The 25,462-nt window shown below is 32.2% G+C and carries 26 protein-coding genes and 1 pseudogene; 4 read left to right on the top strand and 23 right to left on the bottom strand.

Annotation, left to right across the window (positions count from 1 at the left end; all coding sequences use genetic code 11):
• The first annotated feature begins 89 nt into the window (after positions 1-89).
• Positions 90-377, top strand: coding sequence for a Sec-independent protein translocase subunit TatA/TatB (locus tag ACFQ1R_RS06335; protein ID WP_379925286.1), 288 nt, complete (start codon positions 90-92; stop codon positions 375-377).
• A gap of 251 nt (positions 378-628) precedes the next feature.
• Here the strand turns inward: ACFQ1R_RS06335 and ACFQ1R_RS06330 are convergent, their stop codons facing one another.
• The 7 genes from ACFQ1R_RS06330 to kynU all read right to left on the bottom strand — a co-directional run bounded on the left by ACFQ1R_RS06330 (position 629) and on the right by kynU (position 6,962).
• The gene (locus ACFQ1R_RS06330; RefSeq protein ID WP_379925285.1) at positions 629-1,270 is read right to left on the bottom strand and encodes an O-methyltransferase; all 642 of its coding nucleotides are present in this window, start codon (positions 1,268-1,270) and stop codon (positions 629-631) included.
• 68 nt (positions 1,271-1,338) lie between these two features.
• Complete coding sequence (locus ACFQ1R_RS06325) at positions 1,339-2,421, bottom strand: amidohydrolase family protein (protein ID WP_379925284.1); 1,083 nt, start codon at positions 2,419-2,421, stop codon at positions 1,339-1,341.
• A gap of 10 nt (positions 2,422-2,431) precedes the next feature.
• On the bottom strand, positions 2,432-2,956 hold the full coding sequence (locus ACFQ1R_RS06320) for a 3-hydroxyanthranilate 3,4-dioxygenase (protein WP_379925283.1): 525 nt from the start codon (positions 2,954-2,956) through the stop codon (positions 2,432-2,434).
• 163 nt (positions 2,957-3,119) lie between these two features.
• Positions 3,120-3,902 (bottom strand): SDR family oxidoreductase, encoded by a 783-nt coding sequence (locus ACFQ1R_RS06315; RefSeq protein ID WP_379925282.1) that lies wholly within the window; start codon positions 3,900-3,902, stop codon positions 3,120-3,122.
• Positions 3,903-3,918: 16 nt separating this feature from the next.
• Positions 3,919-4,296 carry a hypothetical protein gene (locus ACFQ1R_RS06310; RefSeq protein ID WP_379925281.1) on the bottom strand — a complete coding sequence of 126 codons (378 nt, stop codon included), beginning with the start codon at positions 4,294-4,296 and terminating at the stop codon, positions 3,919-3,921.
• 4 nt (positions 4,297-4,300) lie between these two features.
• Complete coding sequence (locus tag ACFQ1R_RS06305) at positions 4,301-5,698, bottom strand: FAD-dependent oxidoreductase (protein WP_379925280.1); 1,398 nt, start codon at positions 5,696-5,698, stop codon at positions 4,301-4,303.
• A complete protein-coding gene (kynU, locus tag ACFQ1R_RS06300; RefSeq protein ID WP_379925279.1) occupies positions 5,691-6,962 on the bottom strand; it encodes a kynureninase in 1,272 nt (423 codons plus the stop codon). Before kynU ends, ACFQ1R_RS06305 begins: the two co-directional genes overlap by 8 nt.
• 179 nt (positions 6,963-7,141) lie before the next feature.
• On the opposite strand from kynU, the gene ACFQ1R_RS06295 reads away from it, so the two are divergent.
• Positions 7,142-7,498, top strand: coding sequence for a CDGSH iron-sulfur domain-containing protein (locus tag ACFQ1R_RS06295; RefSeq protein WP_379926316.1), 357 nt, complete (start codon positions 7,142-7,144; stop codon positions 7,496-7,498).
• Between the two features lie 132 nt (positions 7,499-7,630).
• On the opposite strand, the gene ACFQ1R_RS06290 is transcribed toward ACFQ1R_RS06295, so the two are convergent.
• The 4 genes from ACFQ1R_RS06290 to ACFQ1R_RS06275 form a co-directional block, all read right to left on the bottom strand.
• Positions 7,631-8,299, bottom strand: a complete 669-nt coding sequence (locus tag ACFQ1R_RS06290) for a hypothetical protein (protein WP_379925278.1) — start codon at positions 8,297-8,299, stop codon at positions 7,631-7,633.
• A gap of 52 nt (positions 8,300-8,351) precedes the next feature.
• The gene (gene msrA, locus ACFQ1R_RS06285; RefSeq protein ID WP_379925277.1) at positions 8,352-9,008 is read right to left on the bottom strand and encodes a peptide-methionine (S)-S-oxide reductase MsrA; all 657 of its coding nucleotides are present in this window, start codon (positions 9,006-9,008) and stop codon (positions 8,352-8,354) included.
• 124 nt (positions 9,009-9,132) lie between these two features.
• Positions 9,133-9,915: a zinc ribbon domain-containing protein gene (locus ACFQ1R_RS06280; protein ID WP_379925276.1), complete on the bottom strand. Its 783-nt coding sequence runs from the start codon at positions 9,913-9,915 to the stop codon at positions 9,133-9,135.
• A 3-nt stretch (positions 9,916-9,918) separates the two neighbouring features.
• A complete protein-coding gene (locus tag ACFQ1R_RS06275) occupies positions 9,919-11,013 on the bottom strand; it encodes a Nif3-like dinuclear metal center hexameric protein (RefSeq protein WP_379925275.1) in 1,095 nt (364 codons plus the stop codon).
• Positions 11,014-11,061: 48 nt separating this feature from the next.
• Here ACFQ1R_RS06275 and lpxK point away from each other — a divergent pair, with 48 nt between their 5' ends.
• Positions 11,062-12,066, top strand: coding sequence for a tetraacyldisaccharide 4'-kinase (gene lpxK, locus ACFQ1R_RS06270; protein ID WP_379925274.1), 1,005 nt, complete (start codon positions 11,062-11,064; stop codon positions 12,064-12,066).
• Here the strand turns inward: lpxK and ACFQ1R_RS06265 are convergent.
• The 11 genes and pseudogenes from ACFQ1R_RS06265 to ACFQ1R_RS06215 all read right to left on the bottom strand — a co-directional run bounded on the left by ACFQ1R_RS06265 (position 12,063) and on the right by ACFQ1R_RS06215 (position 23,265).
• Entirely contained in the window at positions 12,063-14,300 is a 2,238-nt protein-coding gene (locus ACFQ1R_RS06265; RefSeq protein WP_379925273.1) for an ATP-binding protein, read from the bottom strand. The genes lpxK and ACFQ1R_RS06265 overlap by 4 nt on opposite strands.
• Positions 14,301-14,327: 27 nt before the next feature.
• Positions 14,328-15,344, bottom strand: coding sequence for a type I glyceraldehyde-3-phosphate dehydrogenase (gene gap / locus ACFQ1R_RS06260; protein ID WP_379925272.1), 1,017 nt, complete (start codon positions 15,342-15,344; stop codon positions 14,328-14,330).
• A 2-nt stretch (positions 15,345-15,346) separates the two neighbouring features.
• Positions 15,347-16,228, bottom strand: a complete 882-nt coding sequence (lipA, locus tag ACFQ1R_RS06255) for a lipoyl synthase (RefSeq protein WP_379925271.1) — start codon at positions 16,226-16,228, stop codon at positions 15,347-15,349.
• A gap of 48 nt (positions 16,229-16,276) precedes the next feature.
• Entirely contained in the window at positions 16,277-17,521 is a 1,245-nt protein-coding gene (locus tag ACFQ1R_RS06250; RefSeq protein ID WP_379925270.1) for an NRAMP family divalent metal transporter, read from the bottom strand.
• Position 17,522: 1 nt separating this feature from the next.
• A complete protein-coding gene (locus tag ACFQ1R_RS06245) occupies positions 17,523-18,068 on the bottom strand; it encodes an RNA polymerase sigma factor (protein ID WP_379925269.1) in 546 nt (181 codons plus the stop codon).
• On the bottom strand, positions 18,059-19,171 hold the full coding sequence (locus tag ACFQ1R_RS06240; RefSeq protein ID WP_379925268.1) for a glycosyltransferase: 1,113 nt from the start codon (positions 19,169-19,171) through the stop codon (positions 18,059-18,061). Before ACFQ1R_RS06240 ends, ACFQ1R_RS06245 begins: the two co-directional genes overlap by 10 nt.
• Positions 19,172-19,177: 6 nt before the next feature.
• Positions 19,178-19,381 carry a membrane or secreted protein gene (locus ACFQ1R_RS06235; protein ID WP_379925267.1) on the bottom strand — a complete coding sequence of 68 codons (204 nt, stop codon included), beginning with the start codon at positions 19,379-19,381 and terminating at the stop codon, positions 19,178-19,180.
• Between the two features lie 145 nt (positions 19,382-19,526).
• Entirely contained in the window at positions 19,527-20,312 is a 786-nt protein-coding gene (locus tag ACFQ1R_RS06230) for an anti-sigma factor domain-containing protein (protein WP_379925266.1), read from the bottom strand.
• Between the two features lie 11 nt (positions 20,313-20,323).
• Entirely contained in the window at positions 20,324-20,854 is a 531-nt protein-coding gene (locus ACFQ1R_RS06225; RefSeq protein ID WP_379925265.1) for an RNA polymerase sigma factor, read from the bottom strand.
• Between the two features lie 65 nt (positions 20,855-20,919).
• Positions 20,920-21,939 (bottom strand): annotated as a pseudogene (murB, locus tag ACFQ1R_RS06220) (UDP-N-acetylmuramate dehydrogenase); the annotation flags it as partial.
• Positions 21,940-22,074: 135 nt separating this feature from the next.
• The gene (locus tag ACFQ1R_RS06215; protein WP_379925264.1) at positions 22,075-23,265 is read right to left on the bottom strand and encodes a pyridoxal phosphate-dependent aminotransferase; all 1,191 of its coding nucleotides are present in this window, start codon (positions 23,263-23,265) and stop codon (positions 22,075-22,077) included.
• A 182-nt stretch (positions 23,266-23,447) separates the two neighbouring features.
• On the opposite strand from ACFQ1R_RS06215, the gene ACFQ1R_RS06210 reads away from it, so the two are divergent.
• Complete coding sequence (locus tag ACFQ1R_RS06210) at positions 23,448-24,797, top strand: aspartyl protease family protein (RefSeq protein WP_379925263.1); 1,350 nt, start codon at positions 23,448-23,450, stop codon at positions 24,795-24,797.
• A gap of 37 nt (positions 24,798-24,834) precedes the next feature.
• On the opposite strand, the gene ACFQ1R_RS06205 is transcribed toward ACFQ1R_RS06210, so the two are convergent.
• Positions 24,835-25,260, bottom strand: coding sequence for a DUF1573 domain-containing protein (locus ACFQ1R_RS06205; RefSeq protein WP_379925261.1), 426 nt, complete (start codon positions 25,258-25,260; stop codon positions 24,835-24,837).
• Positions 25,261-25,462: the final 202 nt, after the last annotated feature.

Genomic DNA, 25,462 nt, shown 5'->3' with positions numbered 1-25,462 from the left:
AAATAAAAAAGCCAACATAACGTTGGCTTTTTTATTTTTTTTAACGCAACATTTTTAAAAGTATTCCAACAACTTACTATATTTGCAGTGTGATACTACAAACTACATTTTTATTTATCTCTGGTGCCGAAATAGCTTTTATACTATTCATCGTCATTATGGTTTTTGGTGCCGATAAATTGCCTGAAATAGCCCGAGGTTTAGGCAAAGGTATGCGTGTACTTAAAGATGCAACCAATGATATTAAGCACGAAATAACCAAAACCGCCGAGAAAAATGGTATCGACACTAGCATTGTTTCCGATGTAAAAAAAGAACTTGACAGCGTAAAAGATGATTTGGGCGATTTTACAGGCTCTATAAAACGAAACATGTAAATCATTTGGGCGTTACCACAAGTGTAGGCCTTTTACGTTACAATCTTTTTGCCTCATTGCGAAGAAAATCTAAAATTTTCTGTGGCAATCTCTTAATTTAAAGCAACTGCACCTTTTTATGGCAAAAAGGATTTTTACTTCAAATGCGAAACATTCACGATTTCATTAATTCAAAATATAATATAATGCATGAGTAATCCCTAACGCACCCATCAGCAAATAAAAAGCAATTCCAAAAATAAAGTTGTTAGCTATAGTTTCCTGCTAATAGTTAACCCATCTCTAATAGGTAATAAAACCGTTTCAATTCTTGGGTCTTCTTTTAAAAGTGTGTTGTAATCTAAAACCGCTTTGGTTGAAACATCTTTAGGGTCTAAAGGTTCTACCACTTTCCCGTGCCATAATACGTTGTCAGATAAAATAATACCACCAGGATTTAGTTTGTCAATAATTAAATGGAAATAATTAACGTAGTTAGGCTTATCAGCATCAATAAAAATTAAATCGAAAGTTTTATCCAGCTTCGGGATAATATCTAAAGCATCGCCCAAATGCTGGAAAATTTGATGCCCATATGCAGATTTATCAAAATATTTCCGTTGAAAATCTTCCAATTCTTCATTAATATCAATGGTGTGTATTTCACCATCTTTTTGTAAACCTTCAGCTAAACACAAGGTAGCGTAACCAGTAAATGTGCCTAATTCTAATATGGTTTTAGGTTGTTTTAATTTAGAAATCATACTCAAAACACGCCCTTGATACGAACCGCTAAGCATAATAGGCTGCAGTATTTTTTGATAAGTTTCTCGGGTAAGTTGTTGCAACAATTCTGGTTCTGCTTCAGAATGTGCCACTACATAATCGTCTAATTCTTCGGGTAAAAAATGCATAGAAAGTTTTAACTTTAATTTGATAGTTTGTTGTATAGTGTCAGGTCGAGCGCAGTCGATACCTATTTTTAATTTAAAATTCTATTAATCAACTTTTGCTTCGCTGTTTCATCATCACCACAAAGCCATTGTATTACATTATCTTGCCACATGGCATCGCGTTCGATTTCAGAAATGATACGTTGTTCAATTGCCAAATCTAGTATTTTTCCGGGGTAAGACGATTGTTTAGCACTTTCCATTTCGCCTAATGGATATGGATCGTCTAAACCCATTAAAACTTGTTTATAGCCTTGATTTTTAATAAGCAATTGTAAACTTCCAGTATCATGTACCAAGGTGTCAAAAAATATATTTTTATGCCCAACGGCTTTTCTAGGGTGGTGTTTACCTTCAAATAAATCGGGTCTGCCATCAAACCCTTGTATGCGTCTGCCTAAATTTATTTGTGCCAACTGTCCGCCATGTGCAAAACAAGTGCGCATATTTGGGTACTTTTCTTGATAGCCATTTAAAGTTAAAAAATGGTAAGCATCGGCACACTGTGCCAACATCCAAATAAGGTGAAAACGCCATGATGTATTTTCTAACTTTATAAATTTTTCACCATCATAGGGGTGAATTTCAACAGCCAAATTATATTTATTTGCAAGCTCAAAAATAGGCTCATTTTCAACATCAAAAACACAACGCCATGTACCAATTGAATCCATGTAATGGGTTGGTAAACAAAGTAATTGCAAGCCCAAAGTTTCTACGCAGCGTTCAATTTCCCAACAAGCACTGCGCACAAAACCAGGATGCACTACAAAACCACAGGTAAATTTACTCGGGTTGTCATGTTGCATGCGAGCATTAAAATCATTTTGAAACCGTAAAGCTTGCTTCATTTCCTCAACACGCAGCCCATTACCATAAAGTTGCGATAGGTTTAAAACAACTGCATGGTCTATATTGTAACGCGCCATCCATTCCAGTTTTTCATGAAGGAAAAAACTAGAGTCCGTTACCGGTCTGCTCCAATCTTTTTGAAGCATGAATTTACGGTCTTTATCAACCCAAAAAATACCTTTTTCACGCATAAAATCAGGTATTTCTTCAGGATAAGGCAGTAAGTGTGAATGACCATTAATACGAAGTTTACGTGTCATACAAACAGGTTTAAACCTTTTTTGGTGGTTCCATAACGTAGGTGCATTTTGTACACGTTCGTTTTTCTTCATCACCATAAAATTTATCGAAAATTTTAGGCATATCGGTTTCAATATTCCCTAATTTAAACTTCTTTCTATACAGTAAATTATTGCATTTTTCGCAGTACCATTCCAAAGCATCTTTCATCTTTTTTGAGCGCGGATACTCAATAACCAAACCAACGGTATTGGCAACACGTTGTGGCGAATGTGGTACTTTTGCAGGCAATAAATAAATATCACCTTCTTTTATTTGAATGTCTTTTGGCGTTTTGCCATTCATTATTTTTAATATCATATCACCTTCAACCTGATAGAAAAACTCGGGCGTTTCGTTATAATGGTAATCCTTTCTGTTGTTGGGTCCGCCAACTACCATCACAATAAATTCACCATCTTCCCAAACCACTTTGTTGCCAACAGGCGGTTTTAAAAGATGCCGATTTTCTTCAATCCAAGCTTTAAAATTTAAAGGAGAAACTAATTTGCTCATACATGTAATTTTTAGGGCGTGCCCCTATCGGGTCGGGCTTTTATTCATGCTTTATTATTTTAAACTAATGAATTCATGAACATAAATGTTTCGCTATATCTTTTTTGCTTTTAATGGCAAAAAAGGATGTCGCTACAATCCCTCACGCAGAATTAGTATAAAGTTACAAACTTTTTGTTCGACCACCATCAACAGGAACGTTAATTCCGTTTACATAACTAGCGGCTTCACTAGCCAAAAATGTAATAACGTTGGCAGTTTCTTCTGGCTTAGCAAAACGTTTTGCAGGACTGTAATTTTTCATTATTTCAGTCATTTCTTCAATAGTTGTGCCCTCGTGGTTGGCTTTAATCTTAATAATTTCAGCCAAACGTTCGGTATCGGTAAAACCAGGCAGCACATTGTTTACGGTAATGCCAAAAGCACCCAATTCCACCGATAAGGTTTTACTCCAGTTGCCAACGGCGCCTCTAATGGTGTTACTTACACCAAGCCCGGGAATAGGTTCTTTTACAGATGTAGAAATCACGTTAATAATTCTGCCAAAACCAGCTTCTTTCATAAACGGAATGGTTGCTTGTGCCAATACGTGGTTGCACTTTAAGTGCATGGTAAACGCTTGGTCAAATTCATCTAAACTAGCGTTTACAATATCGCCACTTCTGGGGCCGCCTGTATTGTTTACAAGAATATGGAATCCATGGTTTTCATCTATAAACTTGATTATTTTTTCCCGTAAATCTTTTGGGTTTGTAAAATCGGCTACAATAAAATGGTGGTTTTCACTGTTTGGTAATTCAGCTAAAACCTGCTTTAATTTATCTCGGTTTCGGGCAACCAAAGTAACGTTCACACCTTCGTTAGCCAAGGCTATGGCGGTTGCTTTTCCAATGCCTTGTGTGCTTCCGCACACCAAGGCGTTTTTGTTTTTTAGGTTTAAGTTCATAATATGTTAATTAATCTTATGTCCATCCTCTATTAAAAGTGTTTACTCTTATTCTATCCTCTTTTAAAATGTTGGAATATATAAAACCAGGAATTAGCAAAAGACCACCAGCTCCTAAGCTTGTATATAAACCACCATATTTAAGAATGAAAATAGGGAGGTAATATATTAAAATTGGAGTGCCAATTAAAAATACTATTCCTGCATTAATAAATGCAAGTTTAGATTCTTTTGCAAAAATATCATTTACCTTAAAACTATTTTTAATACCACAATTATCACAAATTAAAGTTTTTATCTTTCCTTCGTACATGGCAAATTCAACCCTAGTTTTATGATTAGAACTGAAGCTTATTTCATGTTTACATTTTGAACATTTAGCAAATAGTTTCATAGCTTTATTTCAACCCAGCAATTCTATCATCTTCAAGAATAGCTTCAGTTTCTTTTTTTACTTTTTCTAGGATGATTTTTAAATCGTCTTTTAAATTTAAAGTACCATCGTTAAGCATGTTTAAAATGGCTTTGTCTTGAGCCCTGCCTCGCAACATGGCTTCTTGGTATCCAATGTCTTCATTAAAAGTTACTAAGGAATATTTTGATGAATAATCATTTGGAAATTGTTTCTCCAAAGCCATTTCCAAATTACGTTTTTCCCTAAAAATAGCGTTGTTTACATGGCCTTTCATTTCATGAAAATTATCAATAGCTAAATCAGCAATGGCATTGGTATCTTTTTTTCGTGATGCTTCGTAGGTTTTAAAAACGGTTTCCCAATCGCCTTTATAAGTATCTAAAACCTTATCAAATTCCACGACATCTTCAAAAGACGCATTCATACCTTGCCCATAAAACGGTACAATGGCATGGGCAGCATCACCCATTAAAAGCGTGTTTCCTTTATAATGCCAAGGCGAACATTTTACAGTGCCAAGTGGCGATGTTGGGTTTTTGAAAAAATCGTCTATCACATTTGGCATCAATTCCAAAGCATCTTTAAAATATTTACTAAAGAATTCAATAACACGTTCTTTGGTAGTAAGGTTGTTGAAGTTGTATGCACCATCATCATAACTTAAAAAAAGCGTGACCGTGAAACTGCCATCTAAATTTGGGAGTGCAATAAGCATAAATGAATCTCTTCCCCAAATATGTAATGCATTTTTGTAGGTTTTGTAATCGCCATTTTCGGTAGGTAAAATGCTTAATTCTTTATAACCATGCGTTAAATAATCTTGCGAAAAACTGAATAAGAATTTTTTTCCTAAATAATAGCTTTGGCGCATGATGGAACCAGCGCCATCGGTAGCTATAATAACATCGGCATCTTCTATAAATTCGTTTTTGGTTTCATAATCATGAAAAAGCGCTGTGGTTTTTTCAAAGTTGACCGACTTACATTTTTTATTGAAATAAATAGAAACGTTTTGGTGTTTTTCGGCTTCATATAAAAGTAAAGCGTTTAATGCTCCGCGTGAAATGGAGTTGATATGTTCATGTTTACGACCACTGTAAGGTGCAAAAACGGTATTGCCCTCTATATCGTGAAGCATTCTACCATTCATAGGAATGCATAAAGCTTTTACTTTATCTTCAATGCCAACCAATTTCATGGCTTTGTTGCCTCTATCTGAAAATGCTAAATTTATGGAACGACCAGAATCTAAATTTACTTGACGTAAATCGGGACGTTTTTCGTAAACAGATACATTGTAACCACGTTGCCCCATACGTAGGGCTAGGAGTGAACCGCAAAGTCCCGCGCCAATAATGAGTATGTTTTGTTGTTTATTCATTTAAAATGCTTTTCAACCGTTCTACTAAATAATACACATCTTGAAACGAATTGTATAAGGGCACAGGGGCACAACGAATAACATTGGGTTCGCGCCAATCGGAAATAACGCCTGCATCGGTTAGTTTGTTGTGCAATGATTTATCGGCGTTTTTTACCGCTATTGAAAGTTGGCAACCGCGCTCTTCAAGATTGCTAGGGGTGATGATTTTGATGGTGTCTTCACCTAAATCTTTCAAAAGAAACTCTAAATAGCCCGTTAGTTTTTTTGATTTTTCAATCAATGTATCCATGCCAACTTCATTAAAAATGGCCAAAGACGCTTTTATGGCCGCCATGGATAAAATGGGCGGGTTGCTTAATTGCCAACCTTCGGCTCCTGCAAGCTGGTCGAATTCATCACGCATTTTAAAACGTGTTTCTTTATTATGGCTCCACCAACCTGTAAATCGGTTGAGTTTTTTGTTGTAGGCATGACGCTCATGTACAAAGCAACCTGCAATGCTACCTGGGCCAGCGTTTAAGTATTTGTAGGTGCACCATGCAGCAAAATCGGCACCCGAATTGTGTAAATTTAAAGCAACATTTCCGGCACCATGGGCACAATCAAACCCCACCATGCATCCACGATTGTGTGCTAATTGTGTGATGCGTTTTAAATCGAAATACCGCCCTGTATAATAGTTTACGGCACCAATCATAACCAATGCTATTTCGTTTCCTTGGGTTTCTAAAATAGCTTCTATATCGTTGTAATTGGCTAATTCTTCACCTTTTCGGGGTCTCCAAAGAATCAAGCCTTCTTTGTCATCAAAACCATGATGGCGTAATTGCGATTCTACAGCATATTTATCTGAAGGAAACGCATCGGCTTCCATTAAAATTTTATAGCGTGTTTTGGTTGGTTGGTAAAAAGATACCATTAAAAAATGTAGATTGGCCGTTAAGGTATTCATCACAACCACTTCAATAGGTTTTGCGCCCACCACTTTTGCCATCTGTTCTCCTAAAGATTCATGGTAGTTCAACCACGGGTTTTTTGCATCAAAATGCCCTTCAACACCTAAAGTTGCCCAATCTTCCAGTTCTTGATTTACATAGGCCTTGGTTTGTTTTGGTTGAAGCCCGAGTGAATTTCCAGTCATATAAATACAATCGTAACCATCTTTGTCTTTAGGTATGTGAAATTGATTTCGGTAGGATGATAAAGTGTCTTTTTTATCTTGCTCTAAAGCAAAATCGAGACCTAATTTATAGTTGAGCAAGGCGATTGTTTTTTCGGTTTCCAACAAAAATAAGAATTCTAAACTTAGAAATGAAGTTACGAATAAGACTTAATTTTTAGCTCTGAATTTTGTATATTTAGTAAAATAATTTAGACATGGGCAAGATAAAAGAATATACAAACGGAGAAACAACTGTAGTTTGGTAAGTTGAAAAGTGTATTCATTCGGCTATTTGTGCTAAAGGTTTGCCACAAGTGTTTCAACCTAGGGAACGGCCTTGGATAAAAATAGATGCCGCAAAAACAGATGCTATTATAGAAACTGTAAAGAAATGTCCATCGGGTGTTTTAAGCTTTTATATGAATAATGAAAAAGACAAAACAGCTGAAGTGCTGGAAACCAAGGTTGAGGTATTACAAAATGATCCGTTGTTAGTTTACGGCACTTTACACGTAACCCATAAAGATGGCAGAAAAGAAATTAAAAATAAAACAACGACATTTTGTAGATGTGGTACATCAAACAATAAACCTTATTGTGACGGTACACATACCAAAGAACAATTTATGGGGTAAAAAAAAGCGCTTCAACTAGTAGTGGAAGCGCTTTAGATATATAGAGACGCATAACGCGGAATATTCATTGTTTATATTATATACGTTTTTAGTAATTATTTTGGATGTTGATGTTAAAAAAAAAATCTGAAATTAATTCAAATCAACCTTTATATTGGTAAAATAAAGTTTCCAGTTTTCTTTAGGTTTTTTGTGTTCTAAAGCTAATTTTATACCATTAAAATCTTGATACTTTTCCCAAGTAGTCATCATGGTTGGTTCTGCACTATTACCTCTTCTAAAAACCCATTCTTTAACTATAAAGTTGTCGTCAAAATAAAAATCATAAGCATCACCAGGGGTATAACCACCTTCATTAGGGTATGTTAAGGTAATTTTATAAAGCAGTGTTTTGGTAATGGGTGAATTTTGTTTTATGGGTTCAGAAATTGTAGTTTCTTTATCCCAAACCAATTGATATGGTGCTAAAAGCCAAAATTTATCATTAATAAAACCTTTATCAGCTTTTATAGTTGTGCTATCTACCAATTTTCTATTAAATGAAATTGTATCTTTTTCTGAAATTAAGGTTACATTACCATTTTTAGGCGTCCACATCCATGAACGCTCAAAATGCGTAGAATCTTTATCAACATTAAAAGTAAAAATAATTTGAGAAACGTTTTTCCAATTTTCAAAGCCATTAGCATTTGCAATTTTTTCGGCTATTGAAAGTTGATTTTCCATAACCTTGCTTGCTTCTTTTTGTTTGCAAGAAACACCAACTATTAAAACGATTAGTATGGTTATTGCTTTTTTCATGAGTTGTTATTTTTAGTAAAGATAAAAACAACTTACCTAAATTGATTAAAGTTTAGTGTTTGTCTTTTAATAAATGAGGAAATTTTGCCTTAAACCTGTTTAATCGTGGTATTGAAACATTTTGAATATAACTGTTGTTTGGGTGAAGACGTTCGTAGTTTTGATGATATGCTTCAGCTATCCAAAACTTTTGAAACGGATATATTTCAGCAGCAATTGTAGTATTTAATTTTTTAGCCAATGCATCTTTCTTTTTTATAATGATTTGTTTCTGTTCATCATTTTGGTAAAAAATAATAGAACGGTATTGCGAACCAATATCATTTCCTTGCCCATTTATTTGGGTTGGATTTTGCGAACCAAAATAAACATCAACCAACGTTTCAAAACTCACAATGTTTGGGTTGTAAATAACTTCAACAGCTTCGGCATGTCCTGTTTTACCAGTGTTACTAGCTTCATAGGTTGGATTTTTTGTATGTCCACCAGAATAGCCGCTAATTACTTCATCTACACCATTAACGCTTTCAAAAATAGCTTCAACACACCAAAAGCAGCCACTAGCAAAATAAGCACGGGCTTTTCCATTTTTTATAGGAACTTCAACGGGTTGTGCATTGGTAACAGTTTCTTGGTTTTTGTTTGACTGTGCATTGTTTTGGCAACTAAGTAAAACTGAAAAAATTAAAGCTAGTGTAATAGATTTCATAGAATTTGTGTTTTTCTTTTTACTATAGACGTTTAAAATAGTAAAACCTTAATTTTTTTTGAAAATTTTTATAAAAAAAAAGCCTTCACAATTGTGAAGGCTTTTTAGTTTATGTTTTTGGCTTTTAGTTAAATTTAGCAAATAACTTTTCCATTTTTTCTTTTTGTTCTTCAGCTAATTGCGCATCCACTAAAATACGGCCACTGTGCTCATCAGTAATTACTTTTTTGCGAGCCGCAATTTCTACTTGAATTTGTGGTGGAATTGTAAAGAAAGAACCTCCAGAAGCACCTCTTTCAATTGGCACAACTGCTAAACCGTTTTTTACGTTTTTACGAATTCTGTTGTAAGCAGCAACTAAACGCTCTTCAATTTGCTCTTGATAATCTTGAGATTTTTGAATTAAAGCTTGCTCTTCTTTTTCAGTTTCAGCTAAAATAGCATCTAATTCACCTTTTTTGTGTTTTAAATGATTTTCACGCTCTTTTAAACGCTCTTTAGTTTCAGAAATAACTTCTTTTTTCTGTTCTATTTGCGCTTTAAATTCTTTAATATGTTTTTCGGCTAATTCAATTTCTAATTCTTGAAATTCAACTTCCTTAGTTAACGAATTAAATTCTCTGTTATTTCTAACATTTTTTTGTTGTTCGCTGTATTTTTTCATTAAAGATTTAGATTCTTCAATTTGATTCTTTTTAGAAATGATATCGTTATTGATAACCTCTAAATTTGAAACTAATTTTTCTAATCTTATATTTAAACCAGCAACTTCATCTTCTAAATCGCGAACTTCTAACGGAAGTTCTCCACGTACGTTTCTAATTTCGTCTATACGAGAATCTATAAGTTGTAAATCGTATAACGCTCTTAAACGCTCTTCAACAGTTAATTCTTTACTTTTAGCCATACTTTAAAAATACTTAACAGGATTGGTATTTGTCTTTGATAAAATGATTGCAAAATTAGTAATTTTTTTTGTAAGATAAGCTACTAAAAGATTTTTTGTGAATTGCTCACTTTCATAATGTCCAATATCTGCTAAAAGAATGCTGTTTTCGGCAGTAAAAAAGTCGTGATATTTTAAATCGGAAGTTATAAAAGCATCAGCACCAGTGCTTTTGGCGGCTTCAATAGCAAAACTGCCCGAACCACCTAGTACCGCAATTTTTTTAATTTTTTTATTTAAAAATGATGAATGCCTGATGCATTTTGTATTCATTTTGGTTTTTAAATAGCCTAAAAAGTCTAATTCAGTCATAGATTCTTCTAGTTCGCCAACCATTCCTATGCCAATATTCTGATTTTTATTCTCTAAAGTTATTATTTCATAAGCCACTTCCTCATACGAATGATTTTTAAAAAGTGTTTTAATAACTTGTTGTTCTAAATGCTTTGGAAAGGTGATTGTTATTTTTGTTTCAGCTTCAGTATGTGTTTTACCTTTTTCACCTACGGTTGGATTGCTGTTTTCATTGCCGTTATAGGTTCCAAAGCCTTCTACATTAAAGCTACAATTTGAGTAATTTCCAATACTTCCTGCTCCAGCATCAAATAAAGCAGTTCTTAGTTTTTCGGCTTCATCTTTTGGAACGTATGTGGTTAGTTTTTTTATAGTTTCGCTTTGTGGAATTAAAATATGTTTGTTTTTTAATTGTAATTGATTGCAAATCATATCATTTACACCTTGTAAAGCATTATCTAAAGCTGTGTGAATGCTATAAATAGCAATATCATGTTTTATGGCTTTCATAACTACGCGTTCTACATAGTTTTTGCCAGTTAACTTTTTTAAACCTTTAAAAATAATAGGGTGAAAGCTTACAATTAGGTTGCAGTTTTGTTGTATGGCTTCATCTATAACGGTTTCTAAAGTATCTAAAGTTACCAGAATTCCTGTTATTTGTGCTTGTTTATTGCCAACTAAAAGTCCAACATTATCAAAATCTTCAGCGTAGGCTAAAGGTGCAAGTTCTTCTAAATGGTTAATAACGTCTTGAACAATCATTGTATTTATTTGTTTGTATCAAAGATAAAATATTATACTTTCGTTACGATGAATTTAATTAGAAACATAGCATTTCCTTTTGTACCTGTATATTATGCAGTAAGCAGTTTGCGAAATACCTTGTATGATTTGGGAATAAAAAAATCTACTTCTTACAATTTTCCAATAATTTGTGTTGGAAATTTAAGTGTTGGTGGAACAGGAAAAACACCAATGATTGAGTATTTAATTAATTTATTGAAGGATGATTATAAGGTTGCAACTTTAAGTAGAGGTTATAAACGAAAAACAAAAGGGTTTCAATTGGCCGATGCGTTTTCTAGTGCTGAAAGTTTGGGAGATGAACCCTTCCAATTTTATAATAAGTTTAAAAAAGATGTTTTTGTATCTGTTGATGCTAATAGAACAAATGGTATTGAGCAGTTATTACTACTTGAAAATTCGCCAGAAGTTATTTTGTTAGATGATGCTTTTCAGCATAGAAAAGTAAAAGCAGGTTTAAATATTTTGCTTACTACATATGCTAATCCGTACGTTTCAGATTATGTGTTGCCCACAGGTAATTTACGAGAACCTAGAAGTGGCGCAAAACGTGCTAATATTATTGTTGTTACCAAATGTCCTGAAACGATAAGTGTTATTGAAAAACAATCGTTTTTAGAGAAAATTTCACCAACTAAAAATCAGCATGTTTTTTTTAGTTCTATAAGTTATTCAGAAGATGTTGTTTCAGAAGAAAATAAAAAAAGTATTAATGCTTTAACCAATTTCACATTAGTTACGGGTATTGCAAACGCAAAACCTCTAGTGAATTTTTTAAAGAATAAAAATTTACAATTTGAGCATTTAAACTTTAAAGATCATCATGAGTTTTCAGAACAAGATATTTCAGTTTTAGAAACAAAGGAATTTATTGTAACTACCGAAAAGGATTTTATGCGCTTAAAACAATACAATACTTTAAAAGCTAAATTGTTTTATTTAACAATAACAGTAACAATAGATGATAGCGTTATGTTTGATAGACTAATTAAAACGTTTGTAACAAGTTAACTAGTTGTGGATGTTCCGTTTTTTAAAGCTAATGCATTATAGAGTTTTTTCTCAAACTCTTCTTGTTTAAATGGTTTTGGAATAATATCTGTAAAACCAGCTTCTTCAAATTCGTGCATTTTATCTTCAATAGTTACGGCAGTAAGGGCGAAAATGATTTGCTCTTTATCAAACGATCTCACAATTTTTGTAGCTTCAATACCGCTAATTCCAGGCATGTGAATATCCATTAAAACAATGTCGTAATTGTTAGCTTTAATCATATCAACAGCATCTTCACCATTGTCCACAATATCACATTTTAAAGTCATTTTTGTTAAAATCTTTTTGGTAATCATTTGGTTGATTTTGTTATCTTCAACCACCAAAATTTTAACGTTTTTTAAATCTAAATCTTCGGTATTACCGCTAAAATAAGTTGTTTTAATTTCTTTTGCTTCTTCAATTGAAGTGTATTCTAAAGGAATTTCAAAATAGAAAGTTGTTCCTTTTTCAAGTTCACTTTTCACATAAATTTTTCCTTTTAAAATATCAATTAATCCTTTTACAATTGATAATCCTAAACCTGTACCGCCATATTTTCGATTAATTTGAATAGAGCCTTGAGAAAAACTTTCGAACATGTTGTCTTGTTTTTCTTGGCTAATACCAATACCGTTATCTTCAATTTCAAAACGTAGTGTATAAATTTTATTTACCGCTTCAATTTGGTAAACTCGTATCCAGATGTCTCCATCTTTTGTGAATTTGATAGAATTTCCTACTAAATTTATTAATATTTGAGATATTTTTAATTGATCGGCTATAAAGTTTTCTGGTAAATGTTTATCATATTCAAAATGAAGCTTCACATTATTATCTAAAGCAGAGTTATTTAAAGCTAAAACAATGTTGTTTATTTTCTTTTTTAAGTTAAAAGGTTCGGGTTCTATATCAACTTTATTGGCTTCAATTTTATTAATTTGAAGAATGTCATTTATAAAAGTTAATAGGTAATCGCCCGAAAATTTCAATGATTTTAAATGCTGAATTTGCTCTGGTTTTGGGTTTTCTTCTAGCAACATATTACTTAAACCAGTTACAGCATACAACGGCGTTCTTAATTCGTGTGTAACGGTAGAAAGGAAGTTTGCTTTAGTTTTTGAGGCTAATTCTGCTTTTTCTTTGGCTATAATAAGTTCTCCATTTTTTTTATGAAGCATATTATTTGTTTTAAGCCTAATGTTGTTGTTTTTGTAAAGTGATAAGGTTAATAAAGATAAAATAGTAATTAAGGCAACACTTAAAATGGAAATTAATGTGCTTAAACTATTGTCGTCTTCAGCTTTTTCAAGTTTTTGAAACATTTCGCTATTTTTCTCTAATGCATCGTTTAATTGGTATTGCATTTCTTCATCTTTAGATGAGTTGGCACGTTTTAAACTTGTTAAAGAATCTGAAAGTTGTACATAAGCATTTAAATATGATCTAGAAGATTTATAATCGCCCATAGTATTATAAACGTCACTTATGGTTAGATAACCTTGGTTTAAAATGTTTACAAATTTATTGTTTTTGGCAATTTTGATACCTTCAATAGCGTAGTTTAATGCTTTTTCATTATTGTTTAGTTTAGCGTGTACTAAACTTTGAGAAATTAAGGCATCACTTTCTGTTCTTAGTAAATCTTCTTTTTTTGCAATTGCTAAAGATTGTTCAATAATATCTCTAGCCTTAATGTAGTTTTTTAGATTTATATACGTTTTTGCTTCACATAAAATAACAGTTGCTAAATCGGCATTTAAAGATTCTTCTTCAAATTTTGTAGTTGCAGATTTATAATAATCTAAAGCTTGCGTATAATCTTTTTTGGCAGCATAAACATCGCCTAGTATTTTATATGATTTTCCTAAGTTAGCATTATCGTTTATAAGACGTTGTACTTCAATAGCTTTAGTAAGCGATTTTATAGCTTTGTCATTTTCATCTATTGTAAGTTGAAGTCTGCCTTTTATAGCATAAATAATACCAGTACTTTTTTTATTATCAGACTGTTTCGCTAAATTAAGAGCTTCATCAAGATTTTTTTGAGCCTTATAATAATTAAAATTCTCTAACTCGGTTTGTGCTTGAGAAATGTGATAGTTTATGCTATTTTGAAGCAATTCAGGATCATCGCCAATTGTTTTTTGGGCTGAAACCGTTAGGCTTAAAAGCATTATAACTATATATATGTAGTTTTTAATTTGGGACATTTAAAATAACATTATGGGCAAATATAATTATTTTATCGATAAAACACACTTTTTCTTCGATAAATTACATATTAAGTCAATAATTCTTTTAGAATAGCCTGTTTCGTTATCATACCAGCCTATTATTTTTACCATATTTCCTATTACAGAAGTCATACCAGAATCGAAAATACATGAATGTGTATTACCAACAATATCAATAGAAACAATAGGATCTTCAGTATATTCTATAATGCCTTTGTATTGATTTTCGGCAGCTTCTTTAAAAGCATTGTTTATGGTTTCAATAGAAACGTTCTTTTTTACATTAAACGTAATATCGGTTAACGAGCCATTAATAACTGGTACACGAATACCACAACCGCCAATAACATCGGATAATTCTGGAAAAATTTTTGTTAATGCTTTGGCAGCTCCAGTAGTAGTAGGCACTATGGATTGACTTGCTGCACGCGACCTACGTAAATCTCTGTGCGGTTGGTCGTGTAAACTTTGGTCTGTGGTGTAAGAATGAACCGTTGTAATATAGGCTTGATTAATGCCACAAAGTTTATTTATAACATCAATCATTGGTGCAGCATTGTTTGTAGTACACGATGCGTTGGAAATGATGGTTTCGGTGCCATCAATACTCACGTCGTTTACGCCCAAAACAATGGTTTTTATATCATCATCAAGTGGTGGAACACTTAATATAACACAATTAGCACCATTATCAATATGATTTTGTAAATCTTGTTTGGTTTTAAATTTTCCAGTAGCTTCAATAACAAAATCAACATTAAAAGGCATCCAATTAATGTCTTTTGGGTGTTTGTTATTTAAAAGTGCCACTTTTTTATCATTAACAATAATGTTGGCATTATCGTAGGAAACGGTTCCGTTAAAACCTCCATGAACACTATCATATTTAAGTAAATGGCTTAGTGTTTTTGCATCGGCTAAATCGTTAATAGCAACAATTTGAATGTCTTTATAATCTTGAAGAAGTCTAAAAACACGTCTGCCAATTCTACCAAAACCATTGATAGCTATATTCATCATACCTAATTAATGTGTTTTTGAGCTTTATATGAAGAACGAACTAAAGCACTACTTTCTACATGTCTAAATCCAAGCTCTAAACCTATAGTTTCATATTCCTTAAATTGGTCTGGTGTAATGAATTGCTTAACAGGCAAGTGTTTTTTGCTTGGTTGAAGGTATTGACCAATGGTAACTACATCAACATCATTCGCCTTTAGGTCGTGAAGTGTTTGAATAACTTCGTCTCGAGTTTCACCTAAACCAAGCATAATGCCCGATTTTGTTCGACGTTGACCTTGTTGCTTTAAATATTTTAAAACACCCATACTGCGGTCGTATTGTGCCTGTATACGTACCTCGCGGGTTAAACGTCTAACAGTTTCAATGTTATGCGATACAACTTCTGGTGCTACATCAACAATTCTATCGATATGTTGTTCAATACCTTGAAAATCTGGAATTAAAGTTTCTAAAGTAGTTTCTGGGTTCATTCTGCGTACTGCTTTTACGGTTTCAGCCCACATAATGCTTCCCATATCTTTTAAATCGTCTCTATCAACACTTGTTAAAACAGCGTGTTTGATATTCATTATTTTTATGGAACGCGCTACTTTTTCTGGTTCATCCCAATCTACGCTTTCTGGTCTGCCAGTTTTTACACCACAAAAACCGCAAGAACGTGTACAAACATTTCCTAAAATCATAAACGTTGCTGTACCTTCGCCCCAACATTCACCCATATTTGGGCAACTTCCAGAAGTACAAATGGTGTTAAGTTTGTATTTATCAACTAAACCTCTTAATTCGGTATATTTTTTTCCTGTTGGAAGTTTTACACGAAGCCATTTAGGTTTTCCAACACGTTCTTCGGGTAAAATATTTGAAACAGTTTCTAAATCCATGTCTTTAAAATAAAGCACAAAGATACGAAGTATTCTTTTAAAATTAAGTTATAAAGTTGCTAGATACCAGATGCTAAATCCTAATAAAAACAAGATACCTAACCAACTAAAAACATGCATTTTCATTGAAGGTTGCCATTCTTTTGGTGTGTGTTTACTTGATATTAGGATGTAGTTAATTATGGCATAAAATGGTGCTGTGATGAAGGATAAAATGGTTGCGACCTTAATAAGTAAGCCCATTTCTGAGGCAAAAAATAAAAATATAAAAATGGTTCCTACGGTTAATAAAGTAATCCAAAAGGAATAATTAAGCTTTGATGCGTTTTTAAAAAGCAAGGTAGTGGTTTTTGACATGGCTCTTGGTGAAGCATCTAGCGTTGTTAACGTAGTACTAAACATGGTTGTAAAGGCAGCTATACCAATAATTAGGTATGCCCAATTCCCTAAATTTTTGGTGTACATACTTATTAACTGACTTGAAAATACACTTGCCGAACTACTAAAAGCCTCGTTACTATGAAACATAACCAAAGCGCCTAAAAGCAGAAACCCAATACCAATTACAATGGTACTTAAGTAGCCAATATTAAAATCAAATAAAGCCGATTGTGGTGTGTATTGTTTGGTAGTTTCATTTTTTTCAATAGCCCAAAGCGATTGCCAAACGGAAACATCTAAAGGCGCAGGCATCCAACCCATAAAGGCTATTAAAAAAGCAATTTCAAGACTGTTACTTGGTAGTATTTGTTTAAAGGAAAGTGGTTGTGTGTTATTTGATAATGCCATACTTACGGCTACTATGGTGCTAATAGTTAGTGTAATGACTATAATTTTCATCAACCTGTCTAATAGTTTATATTTTCCTAAAACCAATAATAGTAAACAAATAATAAGGATAATAATGGTGTATATTTCGGTACTAGTAATAACTTTATTTCCAATAGTAAAACTACCTAAATCGCCAAAAAGGGTATAAGCTAAACCTGCAGTTACAATAGTTACACCAGTTTGAATGGTAAACATGGTAGCTAAATTTAAAGCATAGTAGGTTGCTAAAACACCTTTGCCTAATTTTTTGTAACCATCTAATAAACTTTCGCCAGTTGCAGTTGCATAACGCGGACCGAATTGAAAAAATGGATATTTAAACACGTTTACTAAAAGTAATGCCCAAACCAAGCCTAAACCAAAATCGGCGCCAGCACGTGTAGATTGTACTAAATGCGATACGCCAATGGCTGCACCCGCAAACAAAATACCTGGACCTAGGTTTTTTAGTTTAGTAATCATTTTACTGTTCCTGAATAATTTCTGCCAATAATTTTTTTGCCCGAAGCAACTTTACTTTTACGTTATTTATAGGTTCTTTAAGCTGAATGGAGATTTCTTTATAACTCAATTCTTGAAAGTAACGCAAATTGATTATTTCTTGATAATGCGGTTTTAACTTTTTTATATCGCGAAGTAATTTTGCTAAATGTTGCTCGGTAATAAGTTCATCTTCAGGTGAAGGCGATTCATCTAAAATTTGATATACCGATTTGTCATCATTTGAAATAACTTGCGAAATAGAGTTTTTTTCCTTCCGAAGTAAATCAATATGAATGTTTTTTGAAATGGTTATTAACCACGTTTTAAACTTGAAATTTTCATCAAAAGTTTCAATTCTATCAAAAGCTTTAGAAAATGTTTGGATAGTTATATCTTCTGCATCATTTTCGTTTTGAATGCGTTTTAGTTGAAAACCATACACATCATCCCAATAGGTGTCTAACAAAAAATTAAACGCTTTTTGGTCGTTTTCCTTGGCACGTTTAATAGCTTCTTTTATTTCCAATGATTGGGTTTTGAAATAAGATTATTTATAAAGATAGTTAATTGTGTAATAATTAGAAAAATTTCTAAAAACGGAAGTATTAAAACAAGGTCTTTTTCTCCTAATTTTTTTGCTGAAGCGCCAAAAATTGTGTAGTAAAGTATAATTCTTGTAGCAAACAAGGCTACAACAATTTGCCATTTAAATGTTGTAACAAGCAAGGTAGTAGCAAAAAGCCAAAACAGTAACTGCGAGCAATAAAGTAAAACCAATAAAATTTTATGCTTTAATTTATAATATTTCGCTGTTGAAATGTGGCGTCTTTTTTGTTTAATCCAGTTATTGAAAGTTGTTTTTGGTAGCGATTGTGTAAAACTATTTTCTGTTACGCAAATGGCTGTGTTGTTTTTGGTAGCAATTTGGTTTATAAACAAATCATCATCGCCCGAACGTATTTTTATATGATTTATAAATCCATTAGCTTTAAAAAATTCTTCTTTAGTATAAGCCAAATTTCTGCCAACACCCATATATGGTATGCCTGCTTTTGCAAATGAAAAATATTGAACCGCTGTAACTAAGGTTTCAAAGCGAATAAGCTTATTTAAAAACGATTTTTTAATTTTTGAATAGCCACCGTAGCCTAAAACAATGCTGTTTTCATTATTAAAACAAGAACTCATTTCTTGTATCCAATATTTTGAAAGGGGTTTACAATCTGCATCTGTAAACAAAAGATGATTGTATTTTGATGCTTTAATACCAAGGGTTAAAGCGTATTTTTTATTGCCCCAAAAGGCTTCAATATTTTTAACATCTACAATTTTTATGTTATTGTGTTCTGCTGCAAAGGCTTCTATAACATCAAGTGTATCATCGGTAGATGCATCATTAATTAAAACAACTTCAAAATTAGGGTATTTTTGAGCTAATACGGATGGTAAGAAGTTTTTAAGGTTTTCAGCTTCATTTTTTGCACAAATAATAACTGAAATATCAATGTTTTTTTGAGATTTTTTTTCTGGTTTTAAAAATGCAAATTTTCCAAAGAAAGCTATAAAAAACACAACTTGAATACCTACTGCAGTAATAAAACTGTAGAACACAAAATCAAGTAAACTCATAAAAAATTAAGAGTGTTGAGGTTCGTTACAATTTGAAAATTGGTCTGGAGTTTTTCCGCAAAAACCACAATTTTCCCCTGTTTTATTAAGCATTGGGTTTTGACTTGCACAAGTGCCAGAAAATTTTCCGTCTTTTTTGGCCCAAAGTTTTATTGCAATTCCTGCAATTCCTAATCCTAATAAAGCAAATGTTATTAAAAGAAGTTTCATGTGATAAATTAAATTTTGTGCAAATATAAGCTATTTACCCCAAAATATATAAAAGTTTGTTTGTATGTGTTTAAATATTAAAACAATAAAAAGCCTCGTTTATCTTGATAAACGAGGCTTTTTATTTAGGTGTTTTGTTATTAATTTATTGTAAATTTATTTCGGCTACCATATTGTTTAAAGATGCTCTGGTATTTCCGCCCTTAGGTTCTATTGTAATATTTAAAGCTAAGGCGTTTTCAGTATATGGTATTACTCTTAACTGTCTGTCAGCTTCAGTTAAAATACCTAAACTTACCATTTTGCCTTGTAATTCTGCCCAAATTTGGTAGCATTGTTCTTCTGGTAATTCTGGTAAAGAAACTACATCAATCATAGATGTTTTTTCTTTTGGGTTTATGTAAGCAACTGTTTTTAAATTTTTTGCACGGTTATTACCTTGCATTATGTACTTATAAGTATTTGGGTCGTTAAGTTCTAAAAATTGATCCATAACTTTATCTAACTTTTTATTGTTAGCTTCAATATCACTACGTAAATCGAAAATTTCATCAACCACAACTTGGTTTTCTTCGCTTAATTTTTGGTTTTGATAGTATAAATAGGAAGCACTAGCAAACATAAAGGCAGCAACACTAGCAGCGATACTAAATTTGTACCAAGATTTGTTATTTTTTGTAGTATTTAATTGTACAACTGGTGCTTCATCAAGTTCATCTAAAATAGAATTTAAGATGTTCTTTGGGGCTTCAACAGCATTACTTTTAGCAACTATTTCTAAATTGTATTGTAAAGTGTTGTAATAATTCTGTACTTCTGGATATTTTGAAATATAAGATTCAACCATCTCTGTTTCGGCAGCAGTGGTATCACCCAATAGATATTTTTCTAGTAGGCCAGAATTTAAAAAAGTAGTTATTTTCGCATTCATGACATTTTTAATTAAGGATTATAAATTTTTTTCAATTCACGCAATCCAATCTTTAATCTCGATTTTATAGTACCCAGTGGAATATCGAGTTCTTCACTGGCTTCTTGTTGTGTCATGCCCTCAAAAAAGAGTGCATTTATTACTATTTGATATTTCTCGTCCAAATTACCAAGGTGCTTTTGCATGTCCATCACATCCTGATTTAATTCGTCCGCAGATATTTTATATACGGTAGATTTTTCAATTTGGACTTCTTTACCATCTTTATTTTTTTGCGACCTAACTTTGTCAATAGCAGTATTATAGGCAATTCTATAAAGCCATGTAAATAATTTTGCTTTACTAGCATCGTATTTTTTAGCGTAGCGCCAAATTTTTATAAAGCTTTCTTGAAGTACATCTTGAGCCGTATCATCATCTGCTATAATTTTTTTTATAACACCGTAAAGGGCATCTGCATAGTTATCATACAGCAAAGTAATGGCTTTTTTATCGCCACGTTCCAGTAAGGTAACGATTTCTTTTTCTATAGATGAAATCAAGATGAATAGGTTTTAAATTGAAAACAAACTGTTTAATAATTCCAAAGTTAGAAATTTCTTTGGTATTATAAGATGTTTACTTCGGCTTCTATTGAAATTTCGAATAAACGTTCAATAGTACTTTGTATTAGTTTTGAAAGTTTTAAAATGTCTGAACCTTTGGCATTTCCATAGTTTACGAGTACTAAAGCTTGATTTTTATGAACACCATAATCGCCAAAACGTTTGCCTTTAAAGCCTGCTTTTTCAATAAGCCAACCTGCTGGTATTTTTACTTCGGTGTCCGAAACTGGGTAACTTGGCATATCTTCAAAATTTTGAAGTAGCTTGTTGTAATGTTCTTTTGAAACTAATGGATTTTTAAAGAAACTACCGCTATTGCCAATAACTTTTGGGTTTGGTAGTTTGCTTTCGCGAATATAAATTACTGCTTTTGAAATATCTTGAATGGTAGGGTTTTCAATTTGCATTTCTTGCAATTGAGAAGCAATTGTACCATAATTAATATGCAGTTGATGATTGCGTTTGGTAAGTTTGAATGTAACACTAGTAATTATGAATTGCCCTTTAGCTTCTTGTTTAAAAACCGAATTTCTATAATCAAAATGACATTCTTGTTTGTTGAAGGTTTTTTTGGCAGTGGTTTCGATAGACATGGCTTCACATGACTCAAAAATATCTTTCAGCTCAACACCATAAGCACCAATATTTTGGATAGGTGCAGTACCAACATTACCTGGAATTAATGATAAGTTTTCAATACCTCCAAAATTGTTATTAATACACCACATTACAAACTCGTGCCAAACTTCGCCTGCTTGGGCTTTAACATAAACATGGTCATTATCTTCACTAACAATCTCTATCCCTTTTAGGTTAATGTGGATAACCAAACCATCAAAATCTTTGGTGAGTAACATGTTGCTGCCACCACCTAAAATTAGTTTGTTAGGGTGGTTTTTTAATGCTAGCACCTTTTTTAATTCATCAATTGTAGAAACGCTAACAAAATGTTTTGCTTTAGCTTCAATACCAAAGGTGTTAAAAGGTTTAAGAGATATGTTTTGTTGAATAGTCACTATTGTTTTTGTTTTTGGAACGTGTTTTTTGCGTTAGGGATTGAAGTGGAAATCCTTTTTTGAGGCACGAAAAAAAGATTGCAACGTAAAGCCCGACCCTTGTGGTAACGCCCAAATAATATTTTTATTTTTGTTAATTGTTTAGTCTTTATAAACTTTTAAAGCTTCTTTTAAAATATGTACCGCTTTAATTAAGCTTTCTTTGTTAAGTACGTATGCAATACGCACTTGGTTTAAGCCCAAACCAGGTGTTGAATAAAACCCACCAGCAGGTGCAACCATAACAGTTTCACCATTTATATTGAATTTTTCCAAAAGCCATTGCGCAAAATCGTCGGAATTCTTTATTGGAAGCTCAACAATGCAATAAAAAGCGCCTTTTGGTTTTGCTACTTTTACACCATCAATTTTTTGTAATTCGGTAATAAGTGTGTTGCGTCTTTCTACATATTCTTCAATTACATCATCAAAATAACTTTGAGGTGTATCTAAAGCTGCTTCACTGGCAATTTGTGCGTATGTTGGCGGACTTAAGCGTGCTTGTGCAAACTTCAGTACGGTTTTTAAAACAGTTTTATTTTTTGAAACCAAACAGCCTACACGTGCGCCACACATACTGTATCGTTTTGATACAGAATCTATTACAACGGCGTGTTCGTCTAAACCATCAACTTGCATAATGGAGTAGTGGGTGTTGCCATCGTAAACAAACTCACGGTAAACTTCATCGGCAACTAAAAATAAATCGTGCTTAATACACAAGGCAGCCAATTTTTCTATTTCTTCTTTTGAATACAAATAACCTGTTGGATTGCCTGGGTTGCAAATTAGAATAGCCTTGGTTTTTGGTGTAATTAATTTTTCGAAGGTTTCTATGGATGGTAGTGCAAAATTATCATCAATAGTACAAACAGCAGGTACTACATTTACGCCAGACGATGTTGAAAATGCAATATAATTAGCATAAAAAGGTTCTGAAATAATAACTTCATCTCCCGGATCCATAATGCTACTAAATAAAAATAGTAAGCCTTCACTAGCACCTGTTGTTACAACAATATCGTTGTGAGATACTTTTATATCGTACTTGTTGTAGTAAGCTGCTAGTTTTTTTCTGTAGGCATCAGAACCTTCAGAACGCGAGTAAGAAAGAATTTCAACATCATTTTCTCTTACGGCTTTTAAGGCAACTTCGGGTGTTTTAATATCGGGTTGTCCAATATTTAAATAGTATATAGATTTTCCATCCTTAACTGCTTGTTCTGCATAAGGAACTAATTTTCTAATAGGAGATTCAGGCATTAAAAGCCCTTTTCTTGATATAGTTGGCATTTACTAAAAAAATTATAAGGCGCAAAGTTGAGAAAATTATCTTAAAGTTTATTTAAAATATAAACTAAATTAAGCATAGTATTGTAAAGATTTGTAAATTATAGACATGTAAACCCTAGTTGCTTACCATAATTTTAGCACTTATAATTTCTAATAAATAAAAATCAAATAAATGTAAATACATGAAAAGGTTTGTGTTTTTTGTAATAGTATTTTTTTTCTTGAATAATCCTGTGTTTTCTCAGGGAAAATTTACTGTTCAAAACAAGCATAAATCAGATAAAGTTAGGTTTGAACTTATTAATAATCTTATTATAATACCTGTTGAAATTAATGGTGTAACATTGTCTTTTTTATTAGATACAGGCGTTAGTAAGCCCATTATATTTAATTTTTTAAATGTTTCTGATACTTTGAAAATTAAAAATACCGAATCTATTTTTTTAAGAGGTTTGGGTGAAGGCGAGCAGGTTGAAGCTTTAAAATCAAGTAATAATATTCTTAAAATTGGTGATGCCATAAAGTTAAACCAAGAGCTTTATGCTATTTATGATGCTAATTTGAATTTAGCTCCAAAATTGGGGTTTCCTGTTCATGGTATTATAGGTAATGATATTTTTAAAGATTTAATAGTTGAAATTAATTACTCAAATAAGTATTTAAAGTTGACAGAGCCAGAAGTATATCGCTATAAGAAGTGTAAAAAATGTGAAACTTTTAATTTAGAATTTCATAACAGTAAACCTTACATTAATACAGAAGTAACTATTAAAAACAAAGAAATACCAGTAAAACTACTTATAGATTCTGGCGGCAGTGATGTGCTGTGGCTTTTTGAAAACGATTCATTAGGAATTAAATCTAGTGACATGTTTTTTAATGATTTTTTAGGTCATGGGTTAAGCGGAAGTATTTATGGAAAACGTACAACAATTGATGCACTTCATTTAAAAAGTTTTGTTTTAAAAAACGCCAATGTTGCATATCCAGATAGTACATCTGTGTTATTTGCTAGAATGGTTAAAGACCGTAATGGTAGTTTAGCAGGAAATGTTTTAAAACGATTTAATTTAATTTTCGATTATCAAAAAGCTAAAGTAACTCTAAATAAGAACTCATTTTTTAAAGAAAAATTTAGTTACAATAAAAGCGGAATTGAGCTAGCCCATGATGGTGTTAGGCTTATTAAAGAATTAGATATTAAAGCTTCAAACGGATCTAATTTGGAAAGAAATGATGATGTAGCAAATAATACTAAAGTAGTGCTTGAAACAACCTATAAATTTTCTTTAAAACCTGCATATATTATTGTAGAGTTAAGAGAAAATTCGCCTGCAGAAAAAGTAGGATTACAAAAAGGCGATATTATAGTAAGTATTAACAGTAAAGCATCTTATCAATTTACTTTACAGCAATTAATACAAGAATTTCATGAGGATAGTGGTAAACGCATTCGATTAATAGTAGATAGAAATGGAAATGAATTAACTTTTAATTTTAAATTAGAAAATCCATTAACAAAAAAGCCCTAAGTTACCTTAGAGCTTTAGTTATTAAATTGTTTGCATTTTATTGTTGAACAATACTTTTGTCTGTTTTTTCTAATACACTAGCACTTTTTGAGTCGATAACATCACCTTTTATTTTTAAGGCTACAGTTGGGGTGTCTGCGTTAGATATAACAGTAATTGTTTTTCTAATTGGCATCACTCTATTCGTATCGTATTTCACCTCAATCTCACCTGTTTTTCCTGGTAAAATTGGTCCTTCAGGTTTTTTAGGAATTGTACATCCGCAGCTTGAAGTAACATTGGAAATTACAAGAGGTGCAGTTCCTGTATTTGTAAATTCAAAAACACGTACACCGTTAGCACCTTTTTCAATAGTTCCGTAATCAATAGTGTCCGATTTAAACTCAATTTTTGCAACTTTCTCTTGTGCATTAACTGCAAAACTTGCTACTGTAATAAATAAAATTGTAAATATTTTTTTCATGGTTTTATTATTTTAATTTTCTATTCTTTTTTGTTGGTATTTCTATTAATAATAACCCTAAACTCAAACTTTCATAGGGTCAAACATACTCATTTTTTCTACAAACAGCAAAAATAATGGACGAAATGCATGTTTAGTGTCTTTTTTATGGTATAAATGTACATATTACTTTTCTATTATAATTCTTAAATTTTGTTAAAAT

Source organism: Mariniflexile jejuense (assembly GCF_042675665.1).
Lineage (GTDB): Bacteria > Bacteroidota > Bacteroidia > Flavobacteriales > Flavobacteriaceae > Mariniflexile > Mariniflexile jejuense.
The sequence above is the reverse complement of the archived record's forward strand: the minus strand, read 5'-3'. Positions and strand labels throughout refer to the sequence as shown.

Excerpts from the sequence above, each read along its gene's own strand:
- ACFQ1R_RS06330 (WP_379925285.1), bottom strand. The coding sequence starts at position 1,270 with ATGCATTTTTTACCCGAAGAATTAGACGATTATGTAGTGGCACATTCT.
- ACFQ1R_RS06325 (WP_379925284.1), bottom strand. The coding sequence starts at position 2,421 with ATGACACGTAAACTTCGTATTAATGGTCATTCACACTTACTGCCTTAT.
- ACFQ1R_RS06320 (WP_379925283.1), bottom strand. The coding sequence starts at position 2,956 with ATGAGCAAATTAGTTTCTCCTTTAAATTTTAAAGCTTGGATTGAAGAA.
- ACFQ1R_RS06315 (WP_379925282.1), bottom strand. The coding sequence starts at position 3,902 with ATGAACTTAAACCTAAAAAACAAAAACGCCTTGGTGTGCGGAAGCACA.
- ACFQ1R_RS06310 (WP_379925281.1), bottom strand. The coding sequence starts at position 4,296 with ATGAAACTATTTGCTAAATGTTCAAAATGTAAACATGAAATAAGCTTC.
- ACFQ1R_RS06305 (WP_379925280.1), bottom strand. The coding sequence starts at position 5,698 with ATGAATAAACAACAAAACATACTCATTATTGGCGCGGGACTTTGCGGT.
- ACFQ1R_RS06290 (WP_379925278.1), bottom strand. The coding sequence starts at position 8,299 with ATGAAAAAAGCAATAACCATACTAATCGTTTTAATAGTTGGTGTTTCT.
- msrA (WP_379925277.1), bottom strand. The coding sequence starts at position 9,008 with ATGAAATCTATTACACTAGCTTTAATTTTTTCAGTTTTACTTAGTTGC.
- ACFQ1R_RS06280 (WP_379925276.1), bottom strand. The coding sequence starts at position 9,915 with ATGGCTAAAAGTAAAGAATTAACTGTTGAAGAGCGTTTAAGAGCGTTA.
- ACFQ1R_RS06275 (WP_379925275.1), bottom strand. The coding sequence starts at position 11,013 with ATGATTGTTCAAGACGTTATTAACCATTTAGAAGAACTTGCACCTTTA.
- lpxK (WP_379925274.1), top strand. The coding sequence starts at position 11,062 with ATGAATTTAATTAGAAACATAGCATTTCCTTTTGTACCTGTATATTAT.
- ACFQ1R_RS06265 (WP_379925273.1), bottom strand. The coding sequence starts at position 14,300 with ATGTCCCAAATTAAAAACTACATATATATAGTTATAATGCTTTTAAGC.
- gap (WP_379925272.1), bottom strand. The coding sequence starts at position 15,344 with ATGATGAATATAGCTATCAATGGTTTTGGTAGAATTGGCAGACGTGTT.
- lipA (WP_379925271.1), bottom strand. The coding sequence starts at position 16,228 with ATGGATTTAGAAACTGTTTCAAATATTTTACCCGAAGAACGTGTTGGA.
- ACFQ1R_RS06250 (WP_379925270.1), bottom strand. The coding sequence starts at position 17,521 with ATGATTACTAAACTAAAAAACCTAGGTCCAGGTATTTTGTTTGCGGGT.
- ACFQ1R_RS06240 (WP_379925268.1), bottom strand. The coding sequence starts at position 19,171 with ATGAGTTTACTTGATTTTGTGTTCTACAGTTTTATTACTGCAGTAGGT.
- ACFQ1R_RS06235 (WP_379925267.1), bottom strand. The coding sequence starts at position 19,381 with ATGAAACTTCTTTTAATAACATTTGCTTTATTAGGATTAGGAATTGCA.
- ACFQ1R_RS06230 (WP_379925266.1), bottom strand. The coding sequence starts at position 20,312 with ATGAATGCGAAAATAACTACTTTTTTAAATTCTGGCCTACTAGAAAAA.
- ACFQ1R_RS06215 (WP_379925264.1), bottom strand. The coding sequence starts at position 23,265 with ATGCCAACTATATCAAGAAAAGGGCTTTTAATGCCTGAATCTCCTATT.
- ACFQ1R_RS06210 (WP_379925263.1), top strand. The coding sequence starts at position 23,448 with ATGAAAAGGTTTGTGTTTTTTGTAATAGTATTTTTTTTCTTGAATAAT.
- ACFQ1R_RS06205 (WP_379925261.1), bottom strand. The coding sequence starts at position 25,260 with ATGAAAAAAATATTTACAATTTTATTTATTACAGTAGCAAGTTTTGCA.